The sequence below is a fragment of the Bacillus sp. TH13 genome (assembly GCF_016651175.1).
Classification (GTDB): Bacteria; Bacillota; Bacilli; order Bacillales; family Bacillaceae_G; genus Bacillus_A; species Bacillus_A thuringiensis_S.
Window position 1 is genome coordinate 3,098,691 of record NZ_JAEKEJ010000025.1, and the last position, 25,732, is coordinate 3,124,422.

A 25,732-nucleotide genomic window follows, 5' to 3' on the forward strand; every position below is an offset into this window, starting at 1 on the left:
ATTTCAATTTGTAAAAAGCCTTTAACTTGTTATAGTTAAAGGCTTTTATCATCATAATTTTTACTTACCAATTACCCACTCTAACATCCGCCTTCAACCACTTCACCCAATCCAAATCCTCTACCTTAAGCAAACTGAGAGAAACACCCTTCATATCTAAAGAAGTCAACAGCGTACCAACCTTTACGAACTCCACATGTAATCCTTCCAGTTCACACAAACGGCGAATGTCATTTGCGAAAATGTATTGTTCCATTAATGGAGTTGCGCCGAGTCCATTAATAAGGATAGCGAAGTTGTCTCCTTTTCTCCAGCGGTAAATGCTTTTTAGTTTGTTCATTAGTTCAATCGCTAATATTTCAGAAGAGGATAGTGCTTCTTTACGGTAACCTTTTTCGCCGTGGATACCGACGCCATAAAAAACTTCGTCGTCGTGTAATGTGAATGAAGCTTTCCCCTTCATGGGATCATTGGCAGGTGAAAGGGCAACTCCTAATGTGTGTAAGTTTTTAATGACAGATTGCCCAAGCATTGTTAATTCTTCTAAAGAGTGACCTTCGAGAGCGGCCGCACCAAGTATTTTTTGAACAAAAACAGTACCAGCGACGCCGCGTCTTCTTTTATTAAAAGAAGCATCATCTTCAATTGAAACGTCATCATTTACGATGATGTGGTCAATTTTTCTTCCGTCTGCTTTCGCGATTTGTTCTGCTGCTAAAAAGTTTGCTACGTCATCTTTAAAGTTTTTGATGATGAATAAAATACTTTTATCTTTTGGTATGAGGCGAGTTGCTGCTACAATTTGTTCCACTGTAGGCGGAGTGAAAATACAGCCATTTACTGCCGCCGTAAGCATTCCTTTTCCTACATAGCCAATATCAGCTGGTTCATGTCCGCTACCACCGCCGCTTATAAGGACAACGTTTTGCTTCAGTTTTTCAATATCTTTTACATAAATGATGTTATTTGTTTCGTCGTAATTTACTTTGTCGTTATGTTCAAAATAAAAGCCATGCAGCATATCTTGAACGATATTTTGTACATCATTCATAATCTTTTTCATTGCTTTTGCCACCCTTTAATTACTTTGCTGATTGCTCAAGTAATAGTAGTAATTGATTGTTTATCATATTTTTCATGAGAGAAGACATAATGGATGGATTTACTTCGCACTTGCTTTCAATCCAATCTTTTATCGTTCCAACGAAGCCGTGACTATAAAAGGAGGCAATCGTATTTTTCGTTTCAATAGAAAGAGTTAAGCCACAGTTCACGGATAGTTCATCAATAATCTTCATATATAAGTTTTTCGTATGCTCAAATAAATAGTGATTAAACGAGTTTTGCTCAATGACTTTAAAAGCATTTCGGTAAAATTTTTGATTTTCATAAAAGTAATCAAATAATAAATCGAAAATATTTTCCCATGTTTCATAGTCGAGAAAGTCGATAATGTTTTCCTTCGTTTCTTCTCTATAAATCCAGCTTAATAGTTCAAATTTATCTTTAAAATGATAATAAAAAGTTTGCCTACGCATTTGACAGTGTAACATAATATCGCTCACTGATATTTTATGAAACGATTCTGTTTCCATTAAATATTTCAATGAGTTCGCGATTATCTTTTTAGAAATTATAGAAGAGGTCATGTGGATCATCCCTAGAATGTTATTAATATGAAAATCCTACCGAGAAATGAGAGCGGTGTCTTTAGACAGATTGTCCATTTTGTCCGTTTACTATAAAACGCTTTCATTTTAACATGAGTAGTAAGAAGAAGATTTCAAATATATCACAATATATTAAAGGAATTGAGGGAGAATCACAATGAAAAAGATTATAAACAAACCAGAAACATTAGTAATGGAAATGTGTAACGGAATGGTTATGGCTCATCCAGAGCTTGAGCTTTTGAAAAAATATAAAGTCATTAAGAAGAAAGAAATGAACGAAAATAAAGTAACGTTAATTAGTGGCGGCGGTAGTGGTCATGAGCCAGCGCATGCAGGTGTAGTCGGAAAAGGAATGTTAGATGCGGCAGTGTGCGGAGATGTGTTTGCTTCTCCTTCACAAATTCAGGTGTATCAAGCAATTAAAGAAACAGCGAGTAAAAAAGGTACGTTATTAATTATTAAAAATTACAGCGGCGATATTATGAATTTCAAAAACGGAGCTCATTTAGCGACGGAAGATGGAATTGAAGTAGATTACGTAAAAGTGGACGATGATATTGCGGTAGAAGATAGCCTGTACACAGTAGGACGCCGCGGCGTTGCGGGCGTTATTCTCGTTCATAAAATTGCCGGCGCAGCAGCGGAAGCAGGTATGGATTTAGGAGCGGTGAAAGCTGTAGCGGAAAAAGCAGCGGCTAACGTGCGTACAATTGGTTTAGCATTAACGTCTTGTACAGTTCCAGCGAGCGGATCACCTACTTTCACACTTGCGGAAGATGAAATGGAATACGGCGTAGGTATTCACGGCGAACCAGGAATTAAACGTGAAAAAATGTTGTCAGCAGATGAACTAGCGAACCGTATGACAAATGATCTTGTAAAAGATTTAGGAGTAAAAGATGGCGAAGAAATTGCGCTTCTAGTTAACGGTTTTGGCGGAACACCACTGCAAGAACTTTACTTATTTAACAACGCAGTGACGCGAGAACTAGCTGCTAGAAACATTAAAATTAATAGAGTATTTGTCGGTAACTATATGACGAGTATCGATATGGCTGGTATGTCTTTAACAGTAATGAAATTAGATGATGAGCTAAAAACATTACTATCGAAAGAATGTAATACACCAGCGTTTAAAGTAGATGGACCAGTTGAAAGTGTTGAGTACGTAAATGTGCTTGAAGAGACAGAAGAGAAGGAAGTTTCCTTTGAAATAGAAACAGCGGAAGAGCACGCTGTTATAAAAGATAATGTCATTACATTAAACAACATGATTTATCTCGTTGATAAAATGAGCGACGTTATTATTAAAAATGAAGTACCGTTCTGTGAGCTAGATACGCATGCTGGCGACGGCGACTTCGGAATGAGTGTTGCAAAAGGATTTAAGCAATTAAAACGTGAGTGGCATTCTATTGTAGAACAAGAAAACGTAACGATCGGATCATTCCTTGACGGTTGTTCGATGATTATTATGGAACATTGCGGCGGCGCATCTGGTCCAATTTGGGGTGGTGCATTCCGCGCAGCTAGTAAAGCAGCGGGCGAAAAACGTGAGTTAACAGTGAAAGAGTTCGCTGAAGTGTTGCAGGCAGCACTTCACGGTATACAATCTATCGGTGAAAGATCATTCGGTAGAGGAGCAGTAGTTGGTGACAAAACACTTGTTGACGCACTTGCTCCATGTGTAGACTCTTGGTTAGCTAGCGCTTCAAACGAAGAAGACGTAAAAACTGCCTTTGAAAAAGGTGCAGAAGCAGCAGTTAAAGGAGCAGAGTATACGAAAGAAATCGTAGCTCGCATGGGCCGCGCTGGTACAGTTGGCGAAAGAAGTTTAGGATATCCAGATGCAGGTGCACATGCGCTTGGGGTTATCTTTACGGAGATTGCGGGTAGTTTGAGATAGAAATTGGAAAGTCCCTCTGCTTTAAGGCGGAGGGATTTTTATATAGTTGATATGTAGAAGACTTCTTTCGGTTCTTTTTCTGTAAAATATGAGTTTGTTACTATTTTTGATAAAACATTATTTCAAAGCGACACTTAATATTTCTCAACATGCATATATTGAAAATAGTTAGAAAATTTAAGATAATCATTTATGAAGAAATATATTATAAAAAAAGGGGGAATTTATTTTGTTACGTCGCTTATCTATTTGTACAGTACTAACAGCTTTTATATTTACTTTATTTACATTTAACGGCTCTGCTTTCGCGGCTACGAATGCTACTGAAAATGAAAATGTAGTAGCAGCTTGTGCAAAGGGAGGTACGGTAGGTGTATATGGTGCAAAGATGCGCAGTGGTTATACTGTCGATTCACCTGTCTTACATACATTTAATGATGGTACGAAAATTACTGGAACATGGGTAACTGGTGAATATGTTCAAGGTCATTACAGTAATTCTAAACAGTGGTTAAAAGTTACATATAAAGGGATGACAGGTTATGTATCCCATACAACATTATATAACGTTTGCTCATAAAACTATGTACCATAATAGCTTTGGATATATTGAGCTAATCTCTTCTAGAGATTAGTTCTTTTTTTATCTCTTAGTTTTTAATGGGGCATTTTTTGAAAAAGACCAACGATTCATTAAATCGATGGTCTTATGTTTATCCCGCATTAACGGGCAGTAAGACCCACACCTCAAAATTCAGCGGAAGCAAAGAAGTTAGGTGGAGGATCAACTGCCCGTAAACGCCCGATTGGTTCAACTAATAATCAGTGGGGGATGAACAAAACCCCCACTGATTAAAGTTTCACTTTATATATTATTCATTTGTATCTATATCAAATTTTCCGGTACTTTTTGCTTATTTGAGAGATTTCTTCAATCAAATTGTATTTTAGACTTAGTTTTTTTGTGATTGCAGCTTATCAATTTTCCAGTATATTTGTAGAGGGTCTAAAGAGCTTTCAATATAAAACATATATTCATCTACGGTACGTGGTACTTCAAAAGCTATTTTCAATTCTACCGTTTCATTTGGTTTAACTTGTATATCAGAAGGGTTTTGATCAAGTACCTTTCCTTTATAGGCCTTTCCGTCTTTTTCATCTTTTAAGTTATATTTTAATTCTGATAGTCCAATCGTTTGACCTCGTACATTTTTTACAGAGACATTAACAATGATGGAATCGTTGCTATCATTTAAATATGCACTTTGAACGGCGGTCAAGTAATAGCCTCCCTTAACACTCTCACCAACTAATAAAATACCTTGTTCCAAGCGGCTCATATCTTCCTTTTCTTCAAAGTTTATTAATTCTTCATTTACATTTTTTGCGCTTGGTTCTTCTATTGGAACATTTTCAACGGCACTATCTGTTTTATCTTGTGTGCAAGCAGCCGTAACACTGACTAATACTAGAATGAAAGTAAGTAATATAGATAATTTTCTCATAAAATTTATCTGTCTCCTTAAGTTTCTCAATTTTGTGCAACTATACATATAAGATTAACATAATGTCTCATTATTGGCTCAAAATAGGTGGTCTTTTAAACAACTTATTCTTTTTACTTTTAATATACATTCGATTGGTTCTCGCGATATTTGTTAATCTTTTAAAACATTGGCTTAGTAATACCGAGGGTTATTATAGATATATTAATCATGTAATTTGTCCATATCAAAATGAACGTTTTTTGCATCTAATATATTGTAAATAGATTTTATTTTGAAAGGATGTGATTATATGGCCCATAAATCTACTGGAGTGTTTCGAGTTCCAGTCTCTGAAAATGGGATTATTCCAACTGCTCTCAACATTATGCTAAACAATGATTCACGTTGCCATACTAGTAATGTAACGGTAACTGTTAAGAGAAGTCGAAACACTTTTTTCCCAACTCAAAATGAATTAGTTGAAATCTCTCGTACTTTTGTTTCTTTAGAACCAAACAGAACAACTAAGATTGTGTTATTTACTCCAGAATTCCAAATAGAAGATTTTCTTGATGTCATCATTAGTGGAAATAAAGAGGATGTTAAGGATGTTCTTGTATATTCTTTCTTAGCAGATTCAGTAGGTCACAATCTGCCATCTACTGTTTTCAGAAATGCAGAATACACTTTTGCTTGCTGACACAGTGATGATATATTCTTTACTGTCGTATATCTGAATTGAAATGTTGCAAACAGCACTTCAAGGCATATAATCTATCGTTGAAAGATCATTCGGCAGAGGAGCGGTAGTTGGTGAAAGAAGTTTAGGATATCCAGATGCAGGTGCACATACGCTTGGGGTTATCTTTACGGAAATTTTAGGTAGTTTGAAATAGAAATTAAAAGATCCCTTCTACCTTAAGGTGGAGGGGGTTTTCTTAATATTGTTTTTTGATATATATTGCTAAATATGTTCCAATAATTCATTCTATTGTATTGAGAATAATGTCATCTACATCAAAAAAACGGCTTATAAAAGGAACTAGTATTTGAGGTGGGTTTATTAACGAATTTTATATATAGCATGAATGAAAATGAGATAAATAAAACAATATTCCCTATTATGTTTTTAAAAATTAATTGAGCAGCTCCTTGTAAAAATAAAGAAAAGACACCTAAAGGTGCCTTCCGCCGACTTAAATTAATTTTAATATTATCGATCTAAGTTTAAAAGCTGTAGGGATTTTTTCTGTGGGTTTTGTAAGTAGTTTTTACGAAATTATGAGTGTTTTTTATTTTGTATTTCAATAAGTTCATCTGGTAGCATTTTTGTATAATATTCTTTTTCTGTTAGTTCAAATATAAATAATGCTTTTTTCCAGTTATAAATAACATCTTCTACATTATGTTGTTTCATTTTTAATAAACACTGACCTTTTAAATAGAATAGTTCACCTAGTAGGTATAAAGTATTTAGATTAATTGCTAATTTGATACCCTTATCAATGTACTTTATTGCCTCTTCATATTGATATGTGAAGTCGAAACATTTTGCTAAATTTAACATGAGTTTTAATTTAATTTCTTTATCTTTAGGAAAATCTAACTTATTAAAATTAGTTAAACATCTTTTGAATATATTAATACTTTTTTCATATTCTTTATTTTCCGCATAAAATATAGCCATTGTTTGCATAATATCTATTTCTCTTTCTGATAAAAAATCAGAATTAGTTAAAGTCAGTTTTAATGCATTATTTAAAAAATCTAAAGCAGTTTTTATTGATTTATCCACCACAAATATAGCAATTGCTTCATGCCATATTAGAAATTGTTTCTCATCTTTTGTTTGAAAATTATTCAAGTTTTTCTCTTTTTTTACTATTTCATAAAGTTCTTTATATTGTTTTTGCTTTAAGCAATCTTTTATTACGTATTTTACATTTTCTACATATTTTAATCTTTTGTTTTGAGTTAGTGCAAATATGTTATTCGGATCAATACCAAGTCTTTCTGATAATTGATATAACAATATACTAGATGGATAAATCATACCTTTTTCAATCTTGCTAATTTGACTTTGTGAACATATTCCATGACATAATTCGGATTGTGATATATTTTTTTAATTCTAAGTTCTTTAATGGTAATACCCAAATCGTTAAATTCCATTTTTCCACCTACTATTTAGCACTTTATTAATATAAGAACATTCTCTAACCTTAATGTAATGTAAAATTAATATAGTTGCAATTATTGTTTTAAAGGACTTATTGTTTCTATAAGATGGTGAGATTTTTTTATGTACAAAAAAGACACCAAAAGGTGCCTTTCGTCGACTTGAACCACGTTCATTTAATATAAACCTATCTGTATTTTCACATGCTTTTCCAATTCCTCTATTTTCCATTTGATAAAATGAAATCCTAATATTACCAATAATTAAATAAATATTTCTACATATTCAAGATATTTACATAAATTACAAAAGTGATACATTTAAGTTGTAAGTTATAAAAACTATTAAAGGGGGATTTATTATGTTCAAGAAATTAGTAGTAGGAGCATTGGCAACAGGTATTGCATTAACAGGAGGAATTGGGGCAGCTTCAGCTCGATACGCAAAAAGCTGTGAGCTCTCCGAAACAAGCAACATGCTCAATTCCTTATGAGTATTCTAACGGTAAGTTCAAAAGAACTCTTTATTACTCAAATGGAGTATATGCTAATAGTTTTAATGAAAATGTTTGTGGCGGGACGATTACGTGGTATTTAAAACATGTTCAAAATGGAGTTGCTTTTTACGAAGGTAATTTAAAATAGTAGATTTTTTGAACCTCATTTATTGAGGTTCTTTTATTTTTAGTTTTTAAACTGATTCTCTTTAAAAAAGACACCCTAAGGTGCCTTCTTGCGATTTGATCCATCGTAATATGGTATTGGATGCCAATCCAATTATTATTTTACTACATTAAATAGTTGCGGTTATTGAGAAACAATAAAACTCTTTATTTGAATACAAAAAGCCCTAGGGGGACTAGGACTTTTTTCTAGAATGAATATGATTTAAAAAAGGACTTATATAACGTAACATATGAATGTTTCGTAAATGTATCAAAAAAGTGAACAAAAGCGTTAATTTAAATAAAAAAAGCTCCGCGATAAGAGCTGCGGAGCTTCATAAGGTCGAGTTATGTCGTACTCACAAGGGATTTTAACATGGATGTTGTGGTAAAAATACTGGTAAATTTATCCCGTAAAAGCCCGATTGGTTTAACTAATAATCAGTAGAGGATGAATAAAACCCCACTGATTAAAGTTTCACTTCATTCGAAGGAATTCATGTTTTATAAATTAGATTATGATAGTTGATATTCTCCATATTGACCAGAAAAGAACTAAAAATTCTAGTGAAATTCCCAGTGTTCGTTTCCTAGTTTTTTGAAATTCTTTTATTAAATAGCCAACAGCACTAATTGCTATAAGAATGAAAAGAATAAGTTCGAGTGTAACTGGCATTTTATCTACTCCTAATACAATAATTTATTATATAAAGATTATAAGATATTTTTATGGCTAGTGGTGAAAAATTCAATAGAACTATTTCTAAATGGATGAAATGTTTCAACAGACCAATCAAAGGTTAATACAACAAGTGTTATACAATATACGCATGGAGAGCCGTGGGGCTGACGAAGTATTGAAGTATAAAGAGTTGTTAGATCAAAGGATTATTACCGAAGAAGAGTTCGAAGTGTAGAAACAGTAATTATTAGGTATATAGATGAAACGCTCAGATGAGCGTTTTTTTATTTGTATATTTGCAAGTAAAACAACATAATATCACTATGAATCCTTATAACAATATGAATTTTTGCATATTTTAAAATTTAATATATCCCTTAAAAACTTTTAATTGTATAATATATTTTGTCATATTTTTAGATTTTTCGACATAAACCAACAAAAATAGAGAGCGTATTGGGAGAAGACATTATGTATACAAAACTATTAAAATCAATTACATCATTATCACTTATTGGTGGTGCGTTGTTATATACAAATGGCAGCGATGTAAAAGCTGCTGAAGTGGGTGTTTTTTCTGATGTGCCGACATCACATTGGTCATATCCTGCGATTAAAGATTTAGCGAGTAAAAATATTATTTCCGGTTATGGAAATGGGATATTTGGTTTTGGAGATGTTGCGACAAGGGAGCAAGTTGCAGCTTTAATTTATCGAGTGTTAGTACCGAATAAACAAGGCGGTTCGTTTAGTAATGATGGAACTCGTTACGTATTAAAGGATGGATCTACGTTTAAAAATCCTTACGGTGATATTAATCAAAGTTCTACAATGTTCCCAGAAGAGGTATTAACTTTAACGAATTTAGGAGTTTTTAAAGGTGATGAAAATGGCCAATTTAGACCGAAAGCTTCTGTGAATCGTGCGGAAATGGCACAAATTCTTACGAATGCTTTCCATCTTGCGGCAAAACAAAAACATACCTTTAAGGATGTTCCAAATCCATTTTGGGCAGAAAATGCAATTAGTGCGGTGCAGTCAAATGGAATCGCAGATGGCACAGGGAACGGGAATTTTGAACCGTATGGCACAGTAACACGTGAACAGTATGCGCAGTTTTTATATAAAACTTTGAAGTATAAAAATGCTGATGTGAAAGATACAGGAGATGCGGCATTATTAACAGCGTTTAAAGAGGAAGTACAAAAGCGTATTAATACATACGAGACAAATATTACACTGCCATATAAAACGAAAAATAATAATACAGACGAAGTGATGAATACACTTTTTAACGCATATAAAGAAGTGGCAAGTAAAAATGAGTATACAAATAATAATAGATCGAATGTTTCATATGGGCTTTCTGGATCACCTGGAAATTATACATTTACGCTTAAGATTACATATCGTGAAACGAAAGAACAGACGGAATATGTCATGAAACAAGCGAAAGCAATCGTTTCTTCTATCACTCAAGTTGGAATGGATGATCACGAAAAAGTGAAGGCGATTCATGATTACGTAGTAAAGCATGTTTCTTATGATACGTCTTATAAAGCTTACACAGCATATGAAGCACTTGTAAATCGTTCTGCGGTTTGCCAAGGTTACGCACTATTAACCTATCAATTATTAAAAGAAGCAGGAATTGAAAATCATTTCGTGACAGGAACTGGGGACGGACAACCTCATGCTTGGAATTTAGTGAAAATCGAAAACAAATGGTATCACCTTGATACAACATTCGATGATCCGGTTCCAGATGAGCAGGGCCGCGTAACGTATTCGTATTTCAATTTATCAGATGAACAAATCTCAAGAAATCATGAGTGGAACCGCGGAGACTATCCGCAAGCTACAACAAATTATTATAGTACACTGACAAACAAAATTGCGGCAGGTAGTAAGAAAACGCCTGCATATCAGCAAATATTAAAAGATACAAAGCTAAACTATTTAGGAAATGAATATATTGCAAATAACTATACCGAATTAAAAAATAAAATGCAGCAGCGTTATAGTGCAAAACCAGAGAAAATTGAAGTGCTGTACAAGCAATCAATGAATGGTGCACTGCAAGATGTGAAAAAGGTAATTGGCGAAATTGATTATCCGCAAGGGGCAAATCGTGTTTCTTATAAAGCGGAGCCTTATAATGCGAAAGAAGGGTATTCTTTAGTGACAATTACGTTTACGTATTAAGAATGAAGAAAAAGCATCTGTTTCAGATGCTTTTTTTTATTATATTAATTCGACAAAATATGACAAATGAAAGCGAATTGGTCTGTTATGATAATTTTTGAAATTTTACATTTTGGAGGATTAATCATGAATAAAAAGAAGATTATTGCTGCGTTAATAGGAATTGTAGCCTTATTTGTAATTATTAATGTAGTTGTTACGAAAGAGAAAAAGACATCAACCAGTGAAAAAATGTACTCTGAGAAAGAATATAATAAATTAGTGGATGAACATTTTGAAGAAACACAAAAGTTGAAAATTGATATGAGTGTATTAGAAACTGAAAAAAAATCTCTTGATGCGCAAGTGAAGAAGTTAAAAGATGAGTTAGCGAAAAAAGAGCAACAAGTAGCGCAGTAGCCGGTTCAACAAGAACAACCAAAGCAAGAGCCACAACAACCAGCACCAGCGCAACAGCCGGAAAAGAAAGAAGAGCCAAAACCGGAACAACCTACTGGATCATTCGAAAACCCTATGAAAAGCATAAACAAAACAGAGGCAATGAATAAAGTAAAGGAAAAGGCGAAGCAAGACTTCCAAGATGACTATATGACACAAAACTTTGTTGCGGAGGAACAATCAAAAGCATTTGATTTCTTAAACAGTATTGAAATTAAATCACAAGAAGAATTAAATGTAATGAAGAATGCATTGAAAGATTTTTCTAACGACTTTATGACCACGAAGTTTGTTTATGAAGAGCAAATGAAGGCGAAGAATAAGCAAGGGTAATACAAAAACGCTATCTTTTAAAAAGGTAGCGTTTTTTTTATGGATTATAAAGTTATTCCTACATTTGACATATACAGTCGAACTATATAGTTTGGCTATATATTTATCGTTACATTGGAGGTCTTTATGAATAGAGATAAAAATTTACCATTAACGGAAACAACGTATTACGTACTTTTAGCTTTATTAGAACCAGCCCATGGTTATTTAATTATGCAAAAGGTAGAGGAACTTAGTAATCATCAAGTGAAAATTGCAGCGGGTACACTGTATGGTGCGATTGAAAATTTATTAAAACAAGGATTAATAGAATCGGTAAAAAGTGAAGATAAACGCAGAAAAGTGTATGTCATTACGGAACGAGGGAAAGAAGTATTGCACTTAGATTTTATGAGAATGCAGCACATTATTGAGGTTACAAAAAGCCTATTACATGTATAGTTAGGGGGAAACGATGATGTGGAGATTGAAATTCTTTTTAGACTTTGAGAAAGAGCAAAAATGGTTAGAAGAGATGGCTTGGAAAGGTTATCAACTAGAAAGCAATACATTTGGTTATACATTTAGATATACAGAACCCGAAGATGCGACGATTAAAATAGACCATAGAGTATTTAGCAGAAAAAGTGATTTTATTAATTACTGCACACTATTTGAAGATAGTGGGTGGGAGCATATAGCCGGTAATAGGTGGTCAGGTACGCAATATTTTAAAAAGGTAGATGAAGAAAGTGAAGATGACATTTTTTCAGATCCAATGTCACGAGCAGGGAAGTATAAACGTCTATCTAAAACATTTTTAGAATTAGCAATCTGTTATTTGCCGATATTATTTTTATTTATGTATAGTAATACAATGAATTTAGGAGCATTTGTAAATCCGAAAGAACTATACTTGACGCCAGGGTTATGGGATAAGCAAGGTGTATCATTTCTATGGTCATTCTTATTTGAAACGCCATTTGCATTAATGAGAGGACTTTTTTTGACATTTATCCCCGTTTCGACATGTATGTTTTTCGTTTGCTCGTATAAAGCAAATCGGTTGTATGAAGAGAGAAGATGATAGGATGGATCCCCTTAAAGCTAACGCTTTGAGGGTTTTTTTTTAAATGTATAAATAGGTAATTTAGTAATTATTAACATTAATTCCTTTTGTTTGTGTTTAAATGTGATATAATTTTGATAATATTTCTTAGGAGGATGATTACCATTAATATACTTTTAGGTATTATTGGAGCGATTGTTTTACTTGCTTTTGTTATCCATCCAGGAGTCCCAGACAAACGTGTTCCTCTACAAAATAAACTTGCAGTAATCCTTCCATTGATTGTTATATCTGGTTTAATTTCCTTGTATATATAATTAAAACAAGTACTTATCAAGTAACATTAAGATAGGTAGAGAAGTATATATGCTTTTCTACCTATGCGTAGTTTAGTAAAAATGCTCATCAACTTTTTCACCGCTATTGTTCTTTTGTTAATTGCTGCATGGATTGCAAAAGGACCTAATATAGAAGACCAGCATAAATAAAACATTGTATTTCTCAATAAACAAAACAACTAAACATAGCTCAAGTCGGAGGAAGGCACCTTAGGGTATCTTTTCTTTTTTATAAAAAAAGCAAATTGTACGTCTAGACGCATTTTAAACACAAAATAACCGATTCCTTATATGTTAAGAAACCGGTTATTTATTTGCCTACTTTTTTAGAGGACTTTTTCTTGTAATGGTTTTAAATGATTGATTTAAGGTTATACACTTAAATCATAAATAAAAGATAGAGTAAAAACTATATAAGAAATAAATGTAACGAAAACAAGAAAACATATAAACTGAGAATTAGATACATATTGTTCTATTCTTCTTTTCATGTTAATTCGTATTATTTTTCAAATGTGAAGTATCAATTGGAATTTGAGCTTTCCAAGAACCAATTACTTTTCCAATTCTAGTTATATTTACGTCTAAAGTAAGAGGCTGTTTAAAAACGTCTTTTTCTTCAGTAGTTATAACAAATGTAGAAACACCTTCAGGTCTATCATTATCACGAATGCCTATTTTATCTAACTTTTTACCTGCTGCCATAAGTTCAAAAGGAAGACGATCATCTGAATCATGGATAAATGATAGTCTCCCGTCATTTTTAATCTCAGGGTTTTCCTCTTGTTGCCCATTAATTTTACCATCACTTTCAAGATCTAATCCTGATGTATCAAATTCAAATGGTACCAAATTACCATCAGCTTTTTCCATTCTATAATGAACTGATATACGTGCATCTGCGATAAATACTTCTTTGAGATGTACAGTAATACCTTGATCTGTAATTTTTTCATCAATAGGAATATATTTACCATTCTTCATCATATCTTGTATGACACCATTTTCATCTCCTATTCCTTCATTTACAACTTTATCATTTGTAATTGCATCAGAAAAATATGAAGCAACATTTGTAGCCGCCACTTGTACTTGTGGAATCATTGCTGTTGTGAAAAGTGCTGTAGCAGCTACTGCTGTATAAATGAAACGTTTTGATTTTTTACTCATGTTTGTAAAGAGTCCCTTCTTTTGTTGTTTTTTGTGATTTATATTAGAAACATTGTCTAACTTGGAACGATTTTCAAATGTTTTCCATGCTTGTTCTATATCAATTTTGATTTCTTGTGGTGAATTTGCAGATTCTTCATCTAGCATTACGTTTTCCCATTGATTTAATCTATTGATTTCTACTAATAAATCTTGGCATGCTTCACATGTATCTAGGTGCTTTGTGAATTCCTTTCTTATATCATGAGAAAGTTCTCCATCAATATATGTTTGAATAAATCCGATATCATAACATTTCATTTGTTATGCCTCCTCCATTTGTTTATAAACCTTGCGAAATTTCATTTTGGCTCGGACCAATAATGTTCCAATAGAAGATATTTCAATTTGAAGTATTTCTGCAATTTCTTTATATTGAAAACCAGAGAATTTCATTAGTAAAAGGGCTCGTTCTCGATCATTCATTTTATTTAGTATCGTTTGGACCTTTGTAATTTCTTCTTTTCTTATCCAATCATCGTCTAGTGATGAAACATTTTGTACTTCATGGTATTGTATTTCTTTATCAATCTTCGCTTGCTGTCGTTTTTCAGATCGAAAATGGTTATAAGCTACATAAGTAGAAGATTTAATCAACCATCCAGGTATGTTTTCAATTCCTTTCCAATCGCTACGATATAATTGTAAAAATACTTCTTGTGCTAACTCTTCAGCGATAGATTGATTTTTAACAATCCAGATGATTTGTTTCACAGCGTAAGCATAGTACTGATTAAATAAATCTTCGAAGGTCATATCAGAAGCATGACTTTCTTCATTTTCTATGGTTAACATGTTCGTTTAAACCTCACTTTCAATTTGATACCTGTATTATAGAGAAACCAGAAAAACGGATTTTGTGACAGTTTTTCTGGATATTTTTTTATATTTTTTATCCCGCATTAACGGGCAGTAAGACCCCCACCTCAAAATTCAGCGTAAGCAAAGAAGTTAGGTGGCGGGCTGCCCGTAAAAGCCCGATTGGTGGGGGCTAATAATCAGTGGGGGATGAACACACCCCCACTGATTAAAGTTTCACTTTATTTTGGCATATTTTAAGTCTTCTATTTTCATGAATATGTATAATTACATAAAATTTTAGTGAAAAAGAGAGTATACTTTCGTATTGTGTAATAAAGATAAAGCCCGCCTACGGAAATAGGCGGGCTTTTTTTACATATAAAGAAAAGACACTCACATGAGTGTCTTTTCCGATAGTTTTTTAGCAGAAGCAAGCAGCTCCAACGATGATTAATAAAATAAACAATACAACTAATAAAGCAAATCCTCCAGCGAAGCCACAGCCGCCACAACTACCACCAAAGCCCATAACAGTTCCTCCTTTTAAATAGGAAGGGAAAACCAAGGGGTCACTCATGTTTTTTAACGGATTCCATTTACTTTATGCTTTTACGAATAAATGGAGCAGGTCCTTTTCAAAATAGATTTATCCCGCTATTTGCTGGGTAGTCAGACCCCGATTGGTGAGGGCTGATTAAAGTTTCACTTTATTCTTTAAAAGCGAATAAATGAAAAATAAAATATCCAAAAATATAGATGGAAATCCGCTTTTATACCTTTCACTAAAAGAATACTAACATTATATATTATAAGGAATACTTGTCCTTAATTGTAAATGAAAGGGGGGCATTGGTATGAGTTATGGCTATGGTCACCCTCCGAAAAAATGTTGTGAACATCACAATGAGACTTTATCAACGGGTGTATTACGTAGACATTCCGCTACGTTGTTTCTTACTGTTGAGGCTATGAATGTTGATCCAGATGATACTCGTAGAGTAACTGTTGAAATGTTTGATTGGTCATCTGGTTCTCCGGTATTGTTACCATTAATAGACCCTTCAACACAAACATTGCCACCTAATCGATATGTTACTTTTCGTTCAGCAGCTCTTCCTCCAGCACTGTTTGCTTATGAAGTAAGAATCATTCGTCCGAAAGATAGAGATGTTGTTACGAATGTTTTTGGTCTTAGTGCAATCGTATTTAACCCACAAGAAGGAAATAATGTTTTACAACATGATTTAGCAAAATTAGACCTTAAGTAGATCTTATAAAAGTCTATTTATTGGGCATGATTAAAAAAAGAGTAGGATGTAATCCTACTCTTTTTTTACGTTAACTAGAATTTTAAAAGAAATCCTTCATCATTTTAGCGTCTTTGATGTTCACGATCACGCCTTCAACTTTATCTTTCTTCTCATCTTTGGCAATTGTAATTTGTTCCTTATTATCAACCCAAACAAGAAACTCTTCTTTTTCGTCATCTTTATATGTAACGGTTATAGTAGAATGCACAGATTGTTTCTTTTTTTGATCTAAAGTGATAGTTTTAGGTGTTCCATTTTGAACTGCTGAAACGATAGATTTTATCATTTCTTCATTATCTGTTTGAGATTTGGAAGTAGTATGATTTGTTGTTTTCAGTATTTCAATGTCTGTAATATTTGCGGAGTTTAATTGAAAGGTATTTTGTGTATGTTCTTGCTTAACTTGTGAAGATTTATCTGTAACCGAGGTACTTGTACAACCTATTAAAGTGAAAGATAGAGCGGTTAGAGCGCATATAGATATGATTTTTTTCATATTATCCCTCCTTACGTTCAATTATAACAATTTTCCGTTAATTTAGGAGGTTATTGTAAGTAGAAGATGTTTTAAAGTGGTAAATGATGTTGTTTATTTTCTATTAAAATCAAAATTCACATAACTTTTTTTGAATTTTATGTTTAACATTTCGAAAATAGGTGTACTACATATAATATAACAAATAATTCATTTTAAAGGAGGAAGTTAAAGATGGAAACGAAGTATAGTAAACCTTTTGTATATGAATTTATTACGGAGAAAGAGGTCATGAATGCAGCGAATGATCTCGTGAAGAAAGGAATAGAACAAAAAGATATTTACGTATTAACACACGAGAAAGATAGGACAGATAGAATTGCAGACAATGCAGACGTGAATACAATTGGGATAAAAGAGGAGGGACTTGGGACAAGCATTATTAACGTCTTTCAAAAAACAGGAGATCAGTTAAGAAATAAGATGCAGGAGTTAGGGCTTAATGAGGAAGAAGCGAACTTTTATGAAGAAAAGCTGGATGAAGGGAAAATCTTGTTATTCGTTAAGGATTTAGAAAGAGTCGGTGAATGGTTACAAGAAAGAAGATGCATGTATTCTATTTAAATTTGTATCCTTTAAATCTATAAATCTATTCCGAAAAGGAGATGGGAAATATGAGTGAGAGCGGGCTAAAAGAACAAATTACGGGTAAAGTTGAAAAGAAAAAAGGACAAATAAAAGAAGGAATTGGTGAAGTTACAGAAGATAGAGAGTTGAAAAATGAAGGGAAGTGGGAGAAGACGAAGGGAACTATAAAAGAAAAAGTCGGAAAAGTGAAACAAAAGATAAGCGATGAGTTGGATAATAAAGAATAATACATTTTCATCAAGCTTTGGTTACATACCAAAGCTTGATGAATCCAATATAAAACGAATATAGGAGGTTTAATTGTGGGACTTATTATTACGTGTATTGTAGGTGGACTTATTGGTGCGTTAGCTGGAATGATTACAGGAAAAGACTTTCCTTTAGGTATAGTTGGTAATGTAATTGCTGGATTAATCGGATCTTGGGTAGGTAGTGCGTTATTTGGTCACTGGGGTCCTGAATGGGGAGGCATTTTTGTTCTTCCAGCGTTATTAGGTGCAATCGTCTTTATTTTAATCGTTACATTCTTCTCTAGAATGCTACGGAAAGCGTAAGTATGATAATGAATAGTAATCTTAAGTTTATTATATATAGCTATAAAGTTAAAAGAGTGATAAATATACATAAAAAAGCATCCAATTAAAATAATTTGGATGCTTTTTTAATGTAATCTGCATAGGAAAGAGTGGGGATGAAGAACCCCCACTCATTGAAATTACACTTTCTATTATGTATTAAACCGTCGTTACTTTTTCACAATTATTTATCCTTACGACTTGCCTTGGTTCTATATGAGATAAGTTCTCGTTATTACCTATATCAACTACAATTGTATTCGTTAGTATGTTAATAATGGAACCAACTAATTTTGTAGCATGATCGTGTCGATAAGAAAATTGAACAAAATCTCCCTTTTTAAAGTTGTGCTCTTCCATAGATAGATCCCCCTAAAAATAATGTTTATACATTATACATACACAAATTTATAAAGTTTAAACATTTGGTAGTATTTTTTTAGTATTAAGCTGAGAAAGGTGTAGAAAATTTATTTATCCCGCTTTAATGGGCAGTAAGACCCCCACCTCAAAATTCAGCGAAAGCAAAGAATTTAGGTGGGGAATCAACTGCCCATAAAAGTCCGATTGGTTCAACTAATAATCAGTGGGGGATGAAGAAAACCCCCACTGATTAAAGTTTCACTTTATAATTAAAATGAAAAAATATGTTTAAAACTAATTTTTAAGGGTAATTAAATAGTAGTAGTTTGAGATAAGGGGGCGGAAATGATGAATTTGGCAATAAATATTTTGCAAAATGATTTAGGTTATACGGTACAACTTAATGGTGAAATTGATGCCTATACGGCATCAGATTTGAAAAATAAGATTATGCCTATTGCAAGTGAAAAAGAGGTTCATATTGTAGTAGATTTTCATAACGTAGATTATATGGATAGTACAGGCTTAGGAGTTTTTATAGCTTTATTAAAAGCAGTTAAGAAAAATGATGGGAAGCTAGAGTTTACTGGTGTGTCTAAAAGGCTAAAAAGATTATTTGATATTACAGGGCTAACAGAAATATTAAATTTGAATTCCGATTTTGAAAAAGTAGAAAGAAGGTGACTAGGGATGATGGAGAGATTTGAAAAGATAGAAATGAAAATTCCTGCAAAAGCAGAATATGTGGCTATTATTCGTTTAACAATGGCTGGTGTTGCGAATCGAATGGGCTTTGCTTATGACGATATAGAAGATATGAAAATTGCTATTAGTGAAGCATGTACAAACATTGTACAACATGCATATAAAGAAGACGTTGGAGAAATTACAATTGTCTTTGGCTTATATGAAGATCGATTAGAAATTATGGCTGCGGATAATGGAGTTAGCTTTGATTTTAATAGCTTAAAAAGTAAAGTTGGTCCGTATGATATTAATAAACCAGTAGAACATTTGCCAGAAAATGGTTTAGGTTTATATTTAATCAATACGTTAATGGATGATATACAAATTATGCATGATGAGGGCATGACAGTTTTAATGACAAAATATATACAAAGAGAGCAGGTGGAGAATGATGGAAATCCAATCTCAACCTACAAATCTTACTAAAGAAGACGTTATTAAACTAATTGTAGACTTCCAACAAAACCAATGTGATGAAGCACAGGAAAGATTGGTTAATCACTATAAAAATCTTGTATACTCCATTGCATATCGCTATTCAAAAGGTGGGCCGATGCATGAAGATATTATACAAGTAGGAATGTTAGGGCTCTTAGGTGCAATAAGAAGGTATGATTATTCGATAGGGAATGCTTTTGAGCCGTTTGCAATACCTACGATAGTAGGCGAAATAAAGAAATATTTACGTGATAAAACTTGGGGTATTCACGTTCCAAGGCGAATTAAAGATTTAGGCGGGAAGATTAAACTTGCGATAGAGGAGCTAACAGATCGTTTGCAGCGTTCACCGAAGATTATAGAGATTGCAGATCATTTAGGACTATCCGAAGAGGAAGTGCTAGAAATTATGGATGCGAAAAATAATTATCGCGTATCTTCCTTAGATGATGTAGTTGAAAATTCATCTGATGGCAGTTCGGTAGCGAGGATTGAATCTGTAGGTGAAGTAGAGCAAGGATATGAAGAGACAGAAAGGCGTCTCGTTTTAGAGGATATTTTTAACGTATTAAATGATACGGAAAAGAGTGTTATCCATTATATATTTGGAGAAAATTTAAATCAAAAAGATACAGGGGAACGGTTAGGTATTTCGCAAATGCACGTTTCTCGTATTAAAAGACAAGCGATAAGTAAATTGAAGCAAGCCGCATTTTTAGATACATAAAAATTTAAAAGAATTATGTTTAAAACATGAGAAAAGGGGTAGTTATTAAGTATAGGAGGAGATATAAAAATGTCACACGATGTGAAAGAACTAATCGAAGGATTGAATGAAGATTTAGCAGGAGAATACTCAGCAATTATTATGTATAACCATAATGCAGCTACAGTTTCTGGTATATATAGACAAGTGTTAAAACCTTTCTTTGAATCTGAAATTAGTGATGAACAAGGACATGCTCTATATTTAGCGGAGAAAATTAAGACACTAGGTGGTACACCTACTACGATCCCTTTACCAGTGAAACAAGTAGAAGATGTTAGAGAAATGTTAGAATCCGCTAGACAATCAGAATATGAAACAATTAAGCGTTATGAAACGAGAAAAGAACAGGCAGCGAAATTAAATATGACAGAGTTAGTTGTAAAGTTAGAAGATATGATTGCAGATGAAACAAATCATATGGAAGAATTAGATCGTCTTTTAAATGACAAAGCAATGGTATTAAATTAATAGTGGAAATTTATAGAGTGAAAGAACAAACTCTCATTTCTGGGGGTTTGTTCTTTTGCTGTATAAAAATTATGTTAGAGTAGGAAATTTTCATTTTGTAACTGAGTATGCAATACTAGAAAAATAGAAAATGATAATAGATTTACATTTTAAATAAGAAAAGGGGAAATAACTTGTGTCCATTTTAATTGTCGATGATAATCCGGTTAACATCTTTGTAATTGAAAAAATTTTAAAACAAGCCGGATATCAGGATCTTGTATCGCTGAATTCTGCACAAGAGCTTTTCGAATACATTCAATTTGGAGAAGATTCTTCCAGGTATAATGAAATTGATTTAATACTGTTAGATATTATGATGCCTGAAATTGATGGACTTGAAGTTTGTAGGCGATTACAAAAAGAGGAGAAGTTTAAAGATATTCCTATTATTTTTGTTACAGCTTTAGAGGATGCAAATAAGTTGGCCGAAGCTCTTGATATGGGGGCAATGGATTATATTACGAAACCTATAAATAAAGTTGAACTATTAGCACGTATGCGTGTAGCGTTACGCTTGAAATCGGAATTAAATTGGCATAAAGAACAAGAAGAAAATCTTCGGAATGAACTAGATTTAGCTACGCAAGTACAAAGAAACTTATTAAGTAGCCCATTAAGAGAAGATTATATAAAAATTGAAGCAAGTTACTTACCTTCATTTAAATTAGCTGGAGATATGTATTATTGGTATAAAATCGATGAAAACCGCTACGGTATTATATTATTAGACGTGATGGGACATGGTATATCTGCTTCATTAGTTTGTATGTTTATTTCGTCTGTATTACGTGAAACGATTAAATCTTTAATCGATCCAGAACTTGTCATTAAAGACTTAAATAAATATATGACTCTTTTACATAATGAGAATGACGATATTCCATATTATTTTACAGCGATATATTTAGTAGTAGATACAGAAAAGAGAACGATTGAATATGTAAATGCAGGGCATCCTTCTGGATACGTTTTAGTTGATGAAACAAATATGGTTGAACTAAATCGCGGGAGTTGTGCGGTAGGATTTTTTGATGAAATAAAAGTTGAAAAGACAGTTATACCTTTTGAGAAGAACGCTCAAATCGTATTGTTTACAGATGGTGTTCTTGAAGCAATTGCAAATGATGAATTTGAGGCTGAAGAGAAATTACGTACTTTTACAGAAAGAAAATGGGGAGATTTAGAAGGCGAGATAGAAGGGTTTTACAAGGAAGAACAAAAGAAAGCGCAATCAGATGATATGTGTCTAATTATGATACAAACGAATGCGAAATAAAAAGCGTATGAAATCCAAACAGAGGATTTCATACGCTTTTTATTGTATTTTTTGATAAATTTGTTCGCTAGGATTAAATTGGGTATAATGCGGCATTATATTTGAAAAACGAAGAGTTTCTTTATTTCCTAAACATAGAAAACCATTGTGACCTAAGCTTTCATAAAATAGTTGCTGCACTTGATTTTGAAGTTTACTTGTAAAGTAAATTAAAACGTTACGACAAAGTATAATATGAAACTCGTTAAAAGATTGATCGGTTACTAAATTATGCTGTGCAAAAATAATGTTTTGTAACAGTGAAGGATTAAAATAAGCGAAACGATTATCTGTTGAATAATAGTTAGAAAATGCTTGTGTACCGCCAGCTTGTAAATAGTTTTTCGTATAAGTTTGCATTTTATTTAACGGGAGGATAGCTTGTTTTGCTTTTTCTAACACATTTGTATTCATATCTGTTGCGTAAATAACCGACTTTTCACTTAATCCTTCTTCGTGAAGTAAGATGGACATTGATAATACTTCTTCACCAGTTGCGCATCCAGCATGCCAAATTCTAATTTCAGGTTGCTTTTTCAATTCAGGAATAACATGCTCTCTTAGCGCTTTAAAAAAGGCAGGGTTACGAAACATCTCAGTTACATTAATCGAGAAATCATTTAATAACTGTTCTAAAATCCCTTCCTCGTGAATTACTTTTTCAATTAATTTTGAAATGGTTGGGATATTAGAGAGCTGCATTCGATTACAAATCCTTCTATAAATAGATGTGCGAGCATATTGGCGAAAATCAAATCCTGATAGTTTAAATACCGCTTCCAATAGTAATTCAATTTCTAAGTTCGTGCGCTCATCCGTATCTACTGATGGATCAAAATTATAATACTTATTTTCCACTCCAACTAAACCTCACTTATTTTATTAACCATACACTCATTACCGAATAGAGTTGATGTAGATTTAATGGTTTACTTATATAATCTGAAGCGCCAGCAGATAAACATTTTTCCTTATCATTTGGCATTGCTTTAGCAGTTAATGCGATAATAGGTATTTCATTTAACCCTAAGTTCATTCGGATATTTTCCATCGTTTCATAACCGTCCATATTAGGCATCATAATATCCATTAAAATAAGGTCAATATTTGTATTGCTTTTTAGTATTTCTAAACACTCTATGCCGTTTTGGGCAGTAATAATGTTGGCATTTTGTTTTTTTAATGCATTTTGTAACGCAAATATATTTCGATGATCATCATCGACAATTAAAATGGTTTTCTCTTGGAAGACGTTATTTGTTTCGGTAGTAACGATAGCTTCTTCCACAACTTCAGCAGGAATAACATCTTCTATCGTTGCTGCGACTTCTAAATTGGATAACTGTATATCATGTAATCCATTTGGAAGGTTAGGAATATATACCGTGAAAGTACTACCTTCTCCTACATTACTCTCTAACGTAATCCAACCACCTAACAATCTAGCAAACTCTTTACAAATAGATAAACCTAGTCCTGTACCACCATACTTTCGAATCGTTGCTCCATCTGCCTGTTGAAAGGCTTCGAAAATAAGTTGATGCTGTTCTTTAGCGATACCAATACCAGTATCTTTTACTGAAATTGTAATCCAATCTTTACTTATAGACTGCATATCATGACTTAAATTGGTTGTTTCTATTGAATCGAAATGTAAAGAAACGGATCCTTTTTCCGTGAATTTAAATGCATTGGATAATAAGTTTTTAATAATTTGCTCAATCCGTTTTGCATCTGTATAAAACAGATCAGGAATCGTATCACTGTCTTCAATAGTAAATTCGACATTTTTTTGTGCGGCTATATGTAAAAAGTTTTGATGCATATTGGCTGCCATGTCACTTATGTTCGTTGCTTCAAAAATGATGTCTAGTTTGCCTGCTTCTACTTTAGATAAATCTAGTATGTCATTAATTAAAGTAAGTAAGTCTTTCCCTGATGAATGAATGACAGTTGCTAATTCAATCTCATCGTCGGATAAATTGTTATCATGATTTTCTCTTAACATTTCAGATAATAGTAAAATACTATTTAACGGTGTGCGTAATTCATGTGACATATTTGCTAGGAACTCAGATTTGTATTTTGAGCTGCGTAACAACTCGCTTGCTTTTTCTTCTAATTCTGATTTAGTAATTTGTAAGTCAGCTGTCTTCTGCTCAGCCTCTTCAGTTCTAGACTCTAATTGTTCATTCGTTGTTCGTAATTCTTCTGCTTGCATTTGTAGTTCTTCCGCTTGCGTTTGCAATTCTTCTGATTGAACTTGTAACTCTTCTGTCATTGCTTGTGATTCATGTAAAAGAGTTTGAATTCGCATACGTCCCATAATACTATGGATTGTTAAACCTAGATTATCAACGGTTTGTTGAATTAAATCTTGATGTAAATCTGAAATCTCAGTTACACTTACTAACTCCATTACTGCGATTACTTCATCCTCAAATAAGATAGGGATGATTAATAGATTTTTAGGACGTATTTCTAATACTCCGCTAGTGACATAACGAAACTCTTCGGGTATATCCCTGAGAATAAAACTTTTCTTTTCTAAGGCAGACTGTCCAATGAAACCTTCACCCATTTGAATGGATTGTTTCCCAATATCAGCACCTTGATCGGCGAAAGAAGCTTTTTTCACATAGTAGACAGTTTCTTCATATTCTTCACGTACATAAAATGCACCGCAAGAAGTTTGCGTTTTTTGTATAATTCCACTAAGAATTTTTTTACCTAACATCTCAATAGAAGATACACCTTGATACATTAAAATTAATTCTGCAAGCTCCGTTTGTAACCACTCTCTTTTCGATATTTCGTCTAGTAGGTGATTCGTTGTATGAGCAAGATCTTTTATTTCATCACGTGTGTTTACATGAATTCTTTCCGTGATTTTTTCTTTAGAAGAAATGGATTTAATAGCTTGAATTACATTTTTAATCGTTTTTGTAATGGAATTCGAAATATAGAGTGAAATGATAATAGAAATACAAGAAAGTAAGAACAATAAACTGTATAACCAAATCTCTAATTTATTATTTTCAGTATCTAATTGTGCTGCTCTTTTTTTCGTTAATTGCTCCTCAGTGCTACGGAAGTTAGTTACCTGTGACTGTAAGGACTGAATTTGAGTCGTGTCGATTGTTTGTACATTATTACTATTATGATTTGCAATTAACGGGTGAATCTCTTTATTTATCCAACTAATAATATTTTCGTTAATCTGTTTTAATTTTTCTTGCTGAGATGGGTTATCCTCTAATAATGAGAAAAGATCTTGATAATGCTTTTCGTAATCCTTTTCCGCAGAATTAAGAGATTGTACGTAATTTGGATTATTAGAAATGATAAACCCTTTCGCTTTATTTTCAATTATTAGTAAATCTTTCTCCACTTGATTTGTTAAATTGAGAACTTTAAAATCGTGATCAATAATAAAATTACGAGATTTTTGTAAATTAGAAATCTCATTGTTCAACATAATGAAAGAAACAAGTAAGAACAAAATGATAACTAAATAACCAGCCATAATTTTGTAGCGAATACTAAATTTTGCTTTCGAGTTCATTAAAAATTCCTACCTTCAAGGTTATTAAAACTTTTCTATTTTAAAGAATGAAAA

27 protein-coding genes and 3 pseudogenes are annotated in these 25,732 nt (G+C 32.9%); 19 read left to right on the forward strand and 11 right to left on the reverse strand.

Annotated elements, in window-relative coordinates:
* Nucleotides 1–64: 64 nt before the first annotated feature.
* Complete coding sequence (gene dhaQ / locus JFU02_RS24500) at nt 65–1,063, reverse strand: DhaKLM operon coactivator DhaQ (RefSeq protein ID WP_086406491.1); 999 nt, start codon at nt 1,061–1,063, stop codon at nt 65–67.
* A gap of 19 nt (nt 1,064–1,082) precedes the next feature.
* The gene (gene dhaS / locus JFU02_RS24505) at nt 1,083–1,649 is read right to left on the reverse strand and encodes a dihydroxyacetone kinase transcriptional activator DhaS (RefSeq protein ID WP_000204218.1); all 567 of its coding nucleotides are present in this window, start codon (nt 1,647–1,649) and stop codon (nt 1,083–1,085) included.
* Nucleotides 1,650–1,827: 178 nt separating this feature from the next.
* Between dhaS and dhaK the strand changes: the two genes are divergently transcribed.
* Nucleotides 1,828–3,579, forward strand: coding sequence for a dihydroxyacetone kinase subunit DhaK (dhaK, locus tag JFU02_RS24510; RefSeq protein ID WP_201071804.1), 1,752 nt, complete (start codon nt 1,828–1,830; stop codon nt 3,577–3,579).
* A 229-nt stretch (nt 3,580–3,808) separates the two neighbouring features.
* Nucleotides 3,809–4,159, forward strand: a complete 351-nt coding sequence (locus JFU02_RS24515; RefSeq protein ID WP_000946191.1) for an SH3 domain-containing protein — start codon at nt 3,809–3,811, stop codon at nt 4,157–4,159.
* Nucleotides 4,160–4,532: 373 nt separating this feature from the next.
* On the opposite strand, the gene JFU02_RS24520 is transcribed toward JFU02_RS24515, so the two are convergent.
* The gene (locus JFU02_RS24520) at nt 4,533–5,084 is read right to left on the reverse strand and encodes a DUF4352 domain-containing protein (protein ID WP_098285863.1); all 552 of its coding nucleotides are present in this window, start codon (nt 5,082–5,084) and stop codon (nt 4,533–4,535) included.
* A 292-nt stretch (nt 5,085–5,376) separates the two neighbouring features.
* Between JFU02_RS24520 and JFU02_RS24525 the strand changes: the two genes are divergently transcribed.
* Together JFU02_RS24525 and JFU02_RS32250 are read left to right on the forward strand one after the other, a co-directional pair.
* Nucleotides 5,377–5,766 carry a hypothetical protein gene (locus tag JFU02_RS24525; protein ID WP_000940659.1) on the forward strand — a complete coding sequence of 130 codons (390 nt, stop codon included), beginning with the start codon at nt 5,377–5,379 and terminating at the stop codon, nt 5,764–5,766.
* A gap of 76 nt (nt 5,767–5,842) precedes the next feature.
* Nucleotides 5,843–5,962: a DAK2 domain-containing protein gene (locus JFU02_RS32250; protein ID WP_071713771.1), complete on the forward strand. Its 120-nt coding sequence runs from the start codon at nt 5,843–5,845 to the stop codon at nt 5,960–5,962.
* 383 nt (nt 5,963–6,345) lie between these two features.
* Here the strand turns inward: JFU02_RS32250 and JFU02_RS24535 are convergent.
* Nucleotides 6,346–7,238, reverse strand: a pseudogene (locus tag JFU02_RS24535) (helix-turn-helix domain-containing protein).
* 368 nt (nt 7,239–7,606) lie between these two features.
* On the opposite strand from JFU02_RS24535, the pseudogene JFU02_RS24540 reads away from it, so the two are divergent.
* The 6 genes and pseudogenes from JFU02_RS24540 to JFU02_RS24565 all read left to right on the forward strand — a co-directional run bounded on the left by JFU02_RS24540 (nt 7,607) and on the right by JFU02_RS24565 (nt 12,932).
* Nucleotides 7,607–7,889, forward strand: a pseudogene (locus JFU02_RS24540) (LCI fold-containing protein).
* Nucleotides 7,890–9,062: 1,173 nt separating this feature from the next.
* The gene (locus JFU02_RS24545) at nt 9,063–10,796 is read left to right on the forward strand and encodes an S-layer homology domain-containing protein (RefSeq protein WP_000288180.1); all 1,734 of its coding nucleotides are present in this window, start codon (nt 9,063–9,065) and stop codon (nt 10,794–10,796) included.
* A 126-nt stretch (nt 10,797–10,922) separates the two neighbouring features.
* A pseudogene (locus JFU02_RS24550) lies at nt 10,923–11,567 on the forward strand (hypothetical protein).
* A gap of 126 nt (nt 11,568–11,693) precedes the next feature.
* Nucleotides 11,694–12,008, forward strand: a complete 315-nt coding sequence (locus tag JFU02_RS24555) for a PadR family transcriptional regulator (protein ID WP_001078058.1) — start codon at nt 11,694–11,696, stop codon at nt 12,006–12,008.
* Between the two features lie 13 nt (nt 12,009–12,021).
* Nucleotides 12,022–12,633, forward strand: a complete 612-nt coding sequence (locus JFU02_RS24560; protein ID WP_003306448.1) for a DUF2812 domain-containing protein — start codon at nt 12,022–12,024, stop codon at nt 12,631–12,633.
* Between the two features lie 137 nt (nt 12,634–12,770).
* A complete protein-coding gene (locus tag JFU02_RS24565) occupies nt 12,771–12,932 on the forward strand; it encodes a hypothetical protein (RefSeq protein WP_000628514.1) in 162 nt (53 codons plus the stop codon).
* A gap of 513 nt (nt 12,933–13,445) precedes the next feature.
* Here the strand turns inward: JFU02_RS24565 and JFU02_RS24570 are convergent.
* From JFU02_RS24570 to JFU02_RS24580, 3 genes are all read right to left on the reverse strand, one after another.
* Entirely contained in the window at nt 13,446–14,423 is a 978-nt protein-coding gene (locus tag JFU02_RS24570; protein WP_000650413.1) for a DUF4179 domain-containing protein, read from the reverse strand.
* Nucleotides 14,424–14,426: 3 nt separating this feature from the next.
* Complete coding sequence (locus tag JFU02_RS24575) at nt 14,427–14,957, reverse strand: RNA polymerase sigma factor SigX (protein ID WP_097960306.1); 531 nt, start codon at nt 14,955–14,957, stop codon at nt 14,427–14,429.
* A 427-nt stretch (nt 14,958–15,384) separates the two neighbouring features.
* Nucleotides 15,385–15,492: a YjcZ family sporulation protein gene (locus JFU02_RS24580; RefSeq protein ID WP_000505670.1), complete on the reverse strand. Its 108-nt coding sequence runs from the start codon at nt 15,490–15,492 to the stop codon at nt 15,385–15,387.
* 325 nt (nt 15,493–15,817) lie between these two features.
* On the opposite strand from JFU02_RS24580, the gene JFU02_RS24585 reads away from it, so the two are divergent.
* Nucleotides 15,818–16,231 carry a hypothetical protein gene (locus JFU02_RS24585; RefSeq protein WP_000120211.1) on the forward strand — a complete coding sequence of 138 codons (414 nt, stop codon included), beginning with the start codon at nt 15,818–15,820 and terminating at the stop codon, nt 16,229–16,231.
* An 82-nt stretch (nt 16,232–16,313) separates the two neighbouring features.
* Here JFU02_RS24585 and JFU02_RS24590 read toward each other — a convergent pair whose 3' ends face one another.
* Nucleotides 16,314–16,769 (reverse strand): hypothetical protein, encoded by a 456-nt coding sequence (locus JFU02_RS24590; protein ID WP_061668080.1) that lies wholly within the window; start codon nt 16,767–16,769, stop codon nt 16,314–16,316.
* A 213-nt stretch (nt 16,770–16,982) separates the two neighbouring features.
* Here JFU02_RS24590 and JFU02_RS24595 point away from each other — a divergent pair, with 213 nt between their 5' ends.
* From JFU02_RS24595 to JFU02_RS24605, 3 genes are all read left to right on the forward strand, one after another.
* On the forward strand, nt 16,983–17,372 hold the full coding sequence (locus JFU02_RS24595) for a YflT domain-containing protein (protein ID WP_000448818.1): 390 nt from the start codon (nt 16,983–16,985) through the stop codon (nt 17,370–17,372).
* Nucleotides 17,373–17,422: 50 nt separating this feature from the next.
* Nucleotides 17,423–17,623 (forward strand): CsbD family protein, encoded by a 201-nt coding sequence (locus tag JFU02_RS24600; protein WP_000004259.1) that lies wholly within the window; start codon nt 17,423–17,425, stop codon nt 17,621–17,623.
* A 75-nt stretch (nt 17,624–17,698) separates the two neighbouring features.
* Nucleotides 17,699–17,950, forward strand: a complete 252-nt coding sequence (locus tag JFU02_RS24605) for a GlsB/YeaQ/YmgE family stress response membrane protein (protein WP_000522903.1) — start codon at nt 17,699–17,701, stop codon at nt 17,948–17,950.
* 180 nt (nt 17,951–18,130) lie between these two features.
* Here JFU02_RS24605 and JFU02_RS24610 read toward each other — a convergent pair whose 3' ends face one another.
* On the reverse strand, nt 18,131–18,331 hold the full coding sequence (locus tag JFU02_RS24610; protein WP_000391002.1) for a hypothetical protein: 201 nt from the start codon (nt 18,329–18,331) through the stop codon (nt 18,131–18,133).
* A 348-nt stretch (nt 18,332–18,679) separates the two neighbouring features.
* Between JFU02_RS24610 and rsbV the strand changes: the two genes are divergently transcribed.
* The 5 genes from rsbV (at nt 18,680) to JFU02_RS24635 (ending at nt 22,074) form a co-directional block, all read left to right on the forward strand.
* Nucleotides 18,680–19,018 (forward strand): anti sigma b factor antagonist RsbV, encoded by a 339-nt coding sequence (gene rsbV, locus JFU02_RS24615; RefSeq protein WP_003306453.1) that lies wholly within the window; start codon nt 18,680–18,682, stop codon nt 19,016–19,018.
* 6 nt (nt 19,019–19,024) lie between these two features.
* Nucleotides 19,025–19,507 (forward strand): anti-sigma B factor RsbW, encoded by a 483-nt coding sequence (gene rsbW / locus JFU02_RS24620; protein ID WP_000970580.1) that lies wholly within the window; start codon nt 19,025–19,027, stop codon nt 19,505–19,507.
* Complete coding sequence (sigB, locus tag JFU02_RS24625) at nt 19,470–20,246, forward strand: RNA polymerase sigma factor SigB (protein ID WP_061667995.1); 777 nt, start codon at nt 19,470–19,472, stop codon at nt 20,244–20,246. The genes rsbW and sigB overlap by 38 nt, the downstream gene beginning before the upstream one ends.
* A gap of 69 nt (nt 20,247–20,315) precedes the next feature.
* A complete protein-coding gene (locus JFU02_RS24630) occupies nt 20,316–20,756 on the forward strand; it encodes a ferritin-like domain-containing protein (RefSeq protein WP_000017755.1) in 441 nt (146 codons plus the stop codon).
* A gap of 175 nt (nt 20,757–20,931) precedes the next feature.
* Nucleotides 20,932–22,074: a fused response regulator/phosphatase gene (locus JFU02_RS24635; RefSeq protein WP_000025537.1), complete on the forward strand. Its 1,143-nt coding sequence runs from the start codon at nt 20,932–20,934 to the stop codon at nt 22,072–22,074.
* A 39-nt stretch (nt 22,075–22,113) separates the two neighbouring features.
* Here the strand turns inward: JFU02_RS24635 and JFU02_RS24640 are convergent, their stop codons facing one another.
* Together JFU02_RS24640 and JFU02_RS24645 are read right to left on the reverse strand one after the other, a co-directional pair.
* Nucleotides 22,114–22,971 carry a CheR family methyltransferase gene (locus JFU02_RS24640; RefSeq protein WP_097820796.1) on the reverse strand — a complete coding sequence of 286 codons (858 nt, stop codon included), beginning with the start codon at nt 22,969–22,971 and terminating at the stop codon, nt 22,114–22,116.
* A gap of 16 nt (nt 22,972–22,987) precedes the next feature.
* Nucleotides 22,988–25,678, reverse strand: coding sequence for an ATP-binding protein (locus JFU02_RS24645; RefSeq protein WP_086406498.1), 2,691 nt, complete (start codon nt 25,676–25,678; stop codon nt 22,988–22,990).
* Nucleotides 25,679–25,732: the final 54 nt, after the last annotated feature.

What these genes read in the sequence shown, in the direction of transcription:
- dhaQ (WP_086406491.1), bottom strand. Translation starts at nt 1,063, where the DNA reads ATGAAAAAGATTATGAATGATGTACAAAATATCGTTCAAGATATGCTG.
- dhaS (WP_000204218.1), bottom strand. Translation starts at nt 1,649, where the DNA reads ATGACCTCTTCTATAATTTCTAAAAAGATAATCGCGAACTCATTGAAA.
- dhaK (WP_201071804.1), top strand. Translation starts at nt 1,828, where the DNA reads ATGAAAAAGATTATAAACAAACCAGAAACATTAGTAATGGAAATGTGT.
- JFU02_RS24520 (WP_098285863.1), bottom strand. Translation starts at nt 5,084, where the DNA reads ATGAGAAAATTATCTATATTACTTACTTTCATTCTAGTATTAGTCAGT.
- JFU02_RS24525 (WP_000940659.1), top strand. Translation starts at nt 5,377, where the DNA reads ATGGCCCATAAATCTACTGGAGTGTTTCGAGTTCCAGTCTCTGAAAAT.
- JFU02_RS24545 (WP_000288180.1), top strand. Translation starts at nt 9,063, where the DNA reads ATGTATACAAAACTATTAAAATCAATTACATCATTATCACTTATTGGT.
- JFU02_RS24555 (WP_001078058.1), top strand. Translation starts at nt 11,694, where the DNA reads ATGAATAGAGATAAAAATTTACCATTAACGGAAACAACGTATTACGTA.
- JFU02_RS24560 (WP_003306448.1), top strand. Translation starts at nt 12,022, where the DNA reads ATGATGTGGAGATTGAAATTCTTTTTAGACTTTGAGAAAGAGCAAAAA.
- JFU02_RS24565 (WP_000628514.1), top strand. Translation starts at nt 12,771, where the DNA reads ATGATTACCATTAATATACTTTTAGGTATTATTGGAGCGATTGTTTTA.
- JFU02_RS24570 (WP_000650413.1), bottom strand. Translation starts at nt 14,423, where the DNA reads ATGAAATGTTATGATATCGGATTTATTCAAACATATATTGATGGAGAA.
- JFU02_RS24575 (WP_097960306.1), bottom strand. Translation starts at nt 14,957, where the DNA reads ATGTTAACCATAGAAAATGAAGAAAGTCATGCTTCTGATATGACCTTC.
- JFU02_RS24580 (WP_000505670.1), bottom strand. Translation starts at nt 15,492, where the DNA reads ATGGGCTTTGGTGGTAGTTGTGGCGGCTGTGGCTTCGCTGGAGGATTT.
- JFU02_RS24585 (WP_000120211.1), top strand. Translation starts at nt 15,818, where the DNA reads ATGAGTTATGGCTATGGTCACCCTCCGAAAAAATGTTGTGAACATCAC.
- JFU02_RS24590 (WP_061668080.1), bottom strand. Translation starts at nt 16,769, where the DNA reads ATGAAAAAAATCATATCTATATGCGCTCTAACCGCTCTATCTTTCACT.
- JFU02_RS24595 (WP_000448818.1), top strand. Translation starts at nt 16,983, where the DNA reads ATGGAAACGAAGTATAGTAAACCTTTTGTATATGAATTTATTACGGAG.
- JFU02_RS24600 (WP_000004259.1), top strand. Translation starts at nt 17,423, where the DNA reads ATGAGTGAGAGCGGGCTAAAAGAACAAATTACGGGTAAAGTTGAAAAG.
- JFU02_RS24610 (WP_000391002.1), bottom strand. Translation starts at nt 18,331, where the DNA reads ATGGAAGAGCACAACTTTAAAAAGGGAGATTTTGTTCAATTTTCTTAT.
- rsbV (WP_003306453.1), top strand. Translation starts at nt 18,680, where the DNA reads ATGATGAATTTGGCAATAAATATTTTGCAAAATGATTTAGGTTATACG.
- rsbW (WP_000970580.1), top strand. Translation starts at nt 19,025, where the DNA reads ATGATGGAGAGATTTGAAAAGATAGAAATGAAAATTCCTGCAAAAGCA.
- sigB (WP_061667995.1), top strand. Translation starts at nt 19,470, where the DNA reads ATGATGGAAATCCAATCTCAACCTACAAATCTTACTAAAGAAGACGTT.
- JFU02_RS24630 (WP_000017755.1), top strand. Translation starts at nt 20,316, where the DNA reads ATGTCACACGATGTGAAAGAACTAATCGAAGGATTGAATGAAGATTTA.
- JFU02_RS24645 (WP_086406498.1), bottom strand. Translation starts at nt 25,678, where the DNA reads ATGAACTCGAAAGCAAAATTTAGTATTCGCTACAAAATTATGGCTGGT.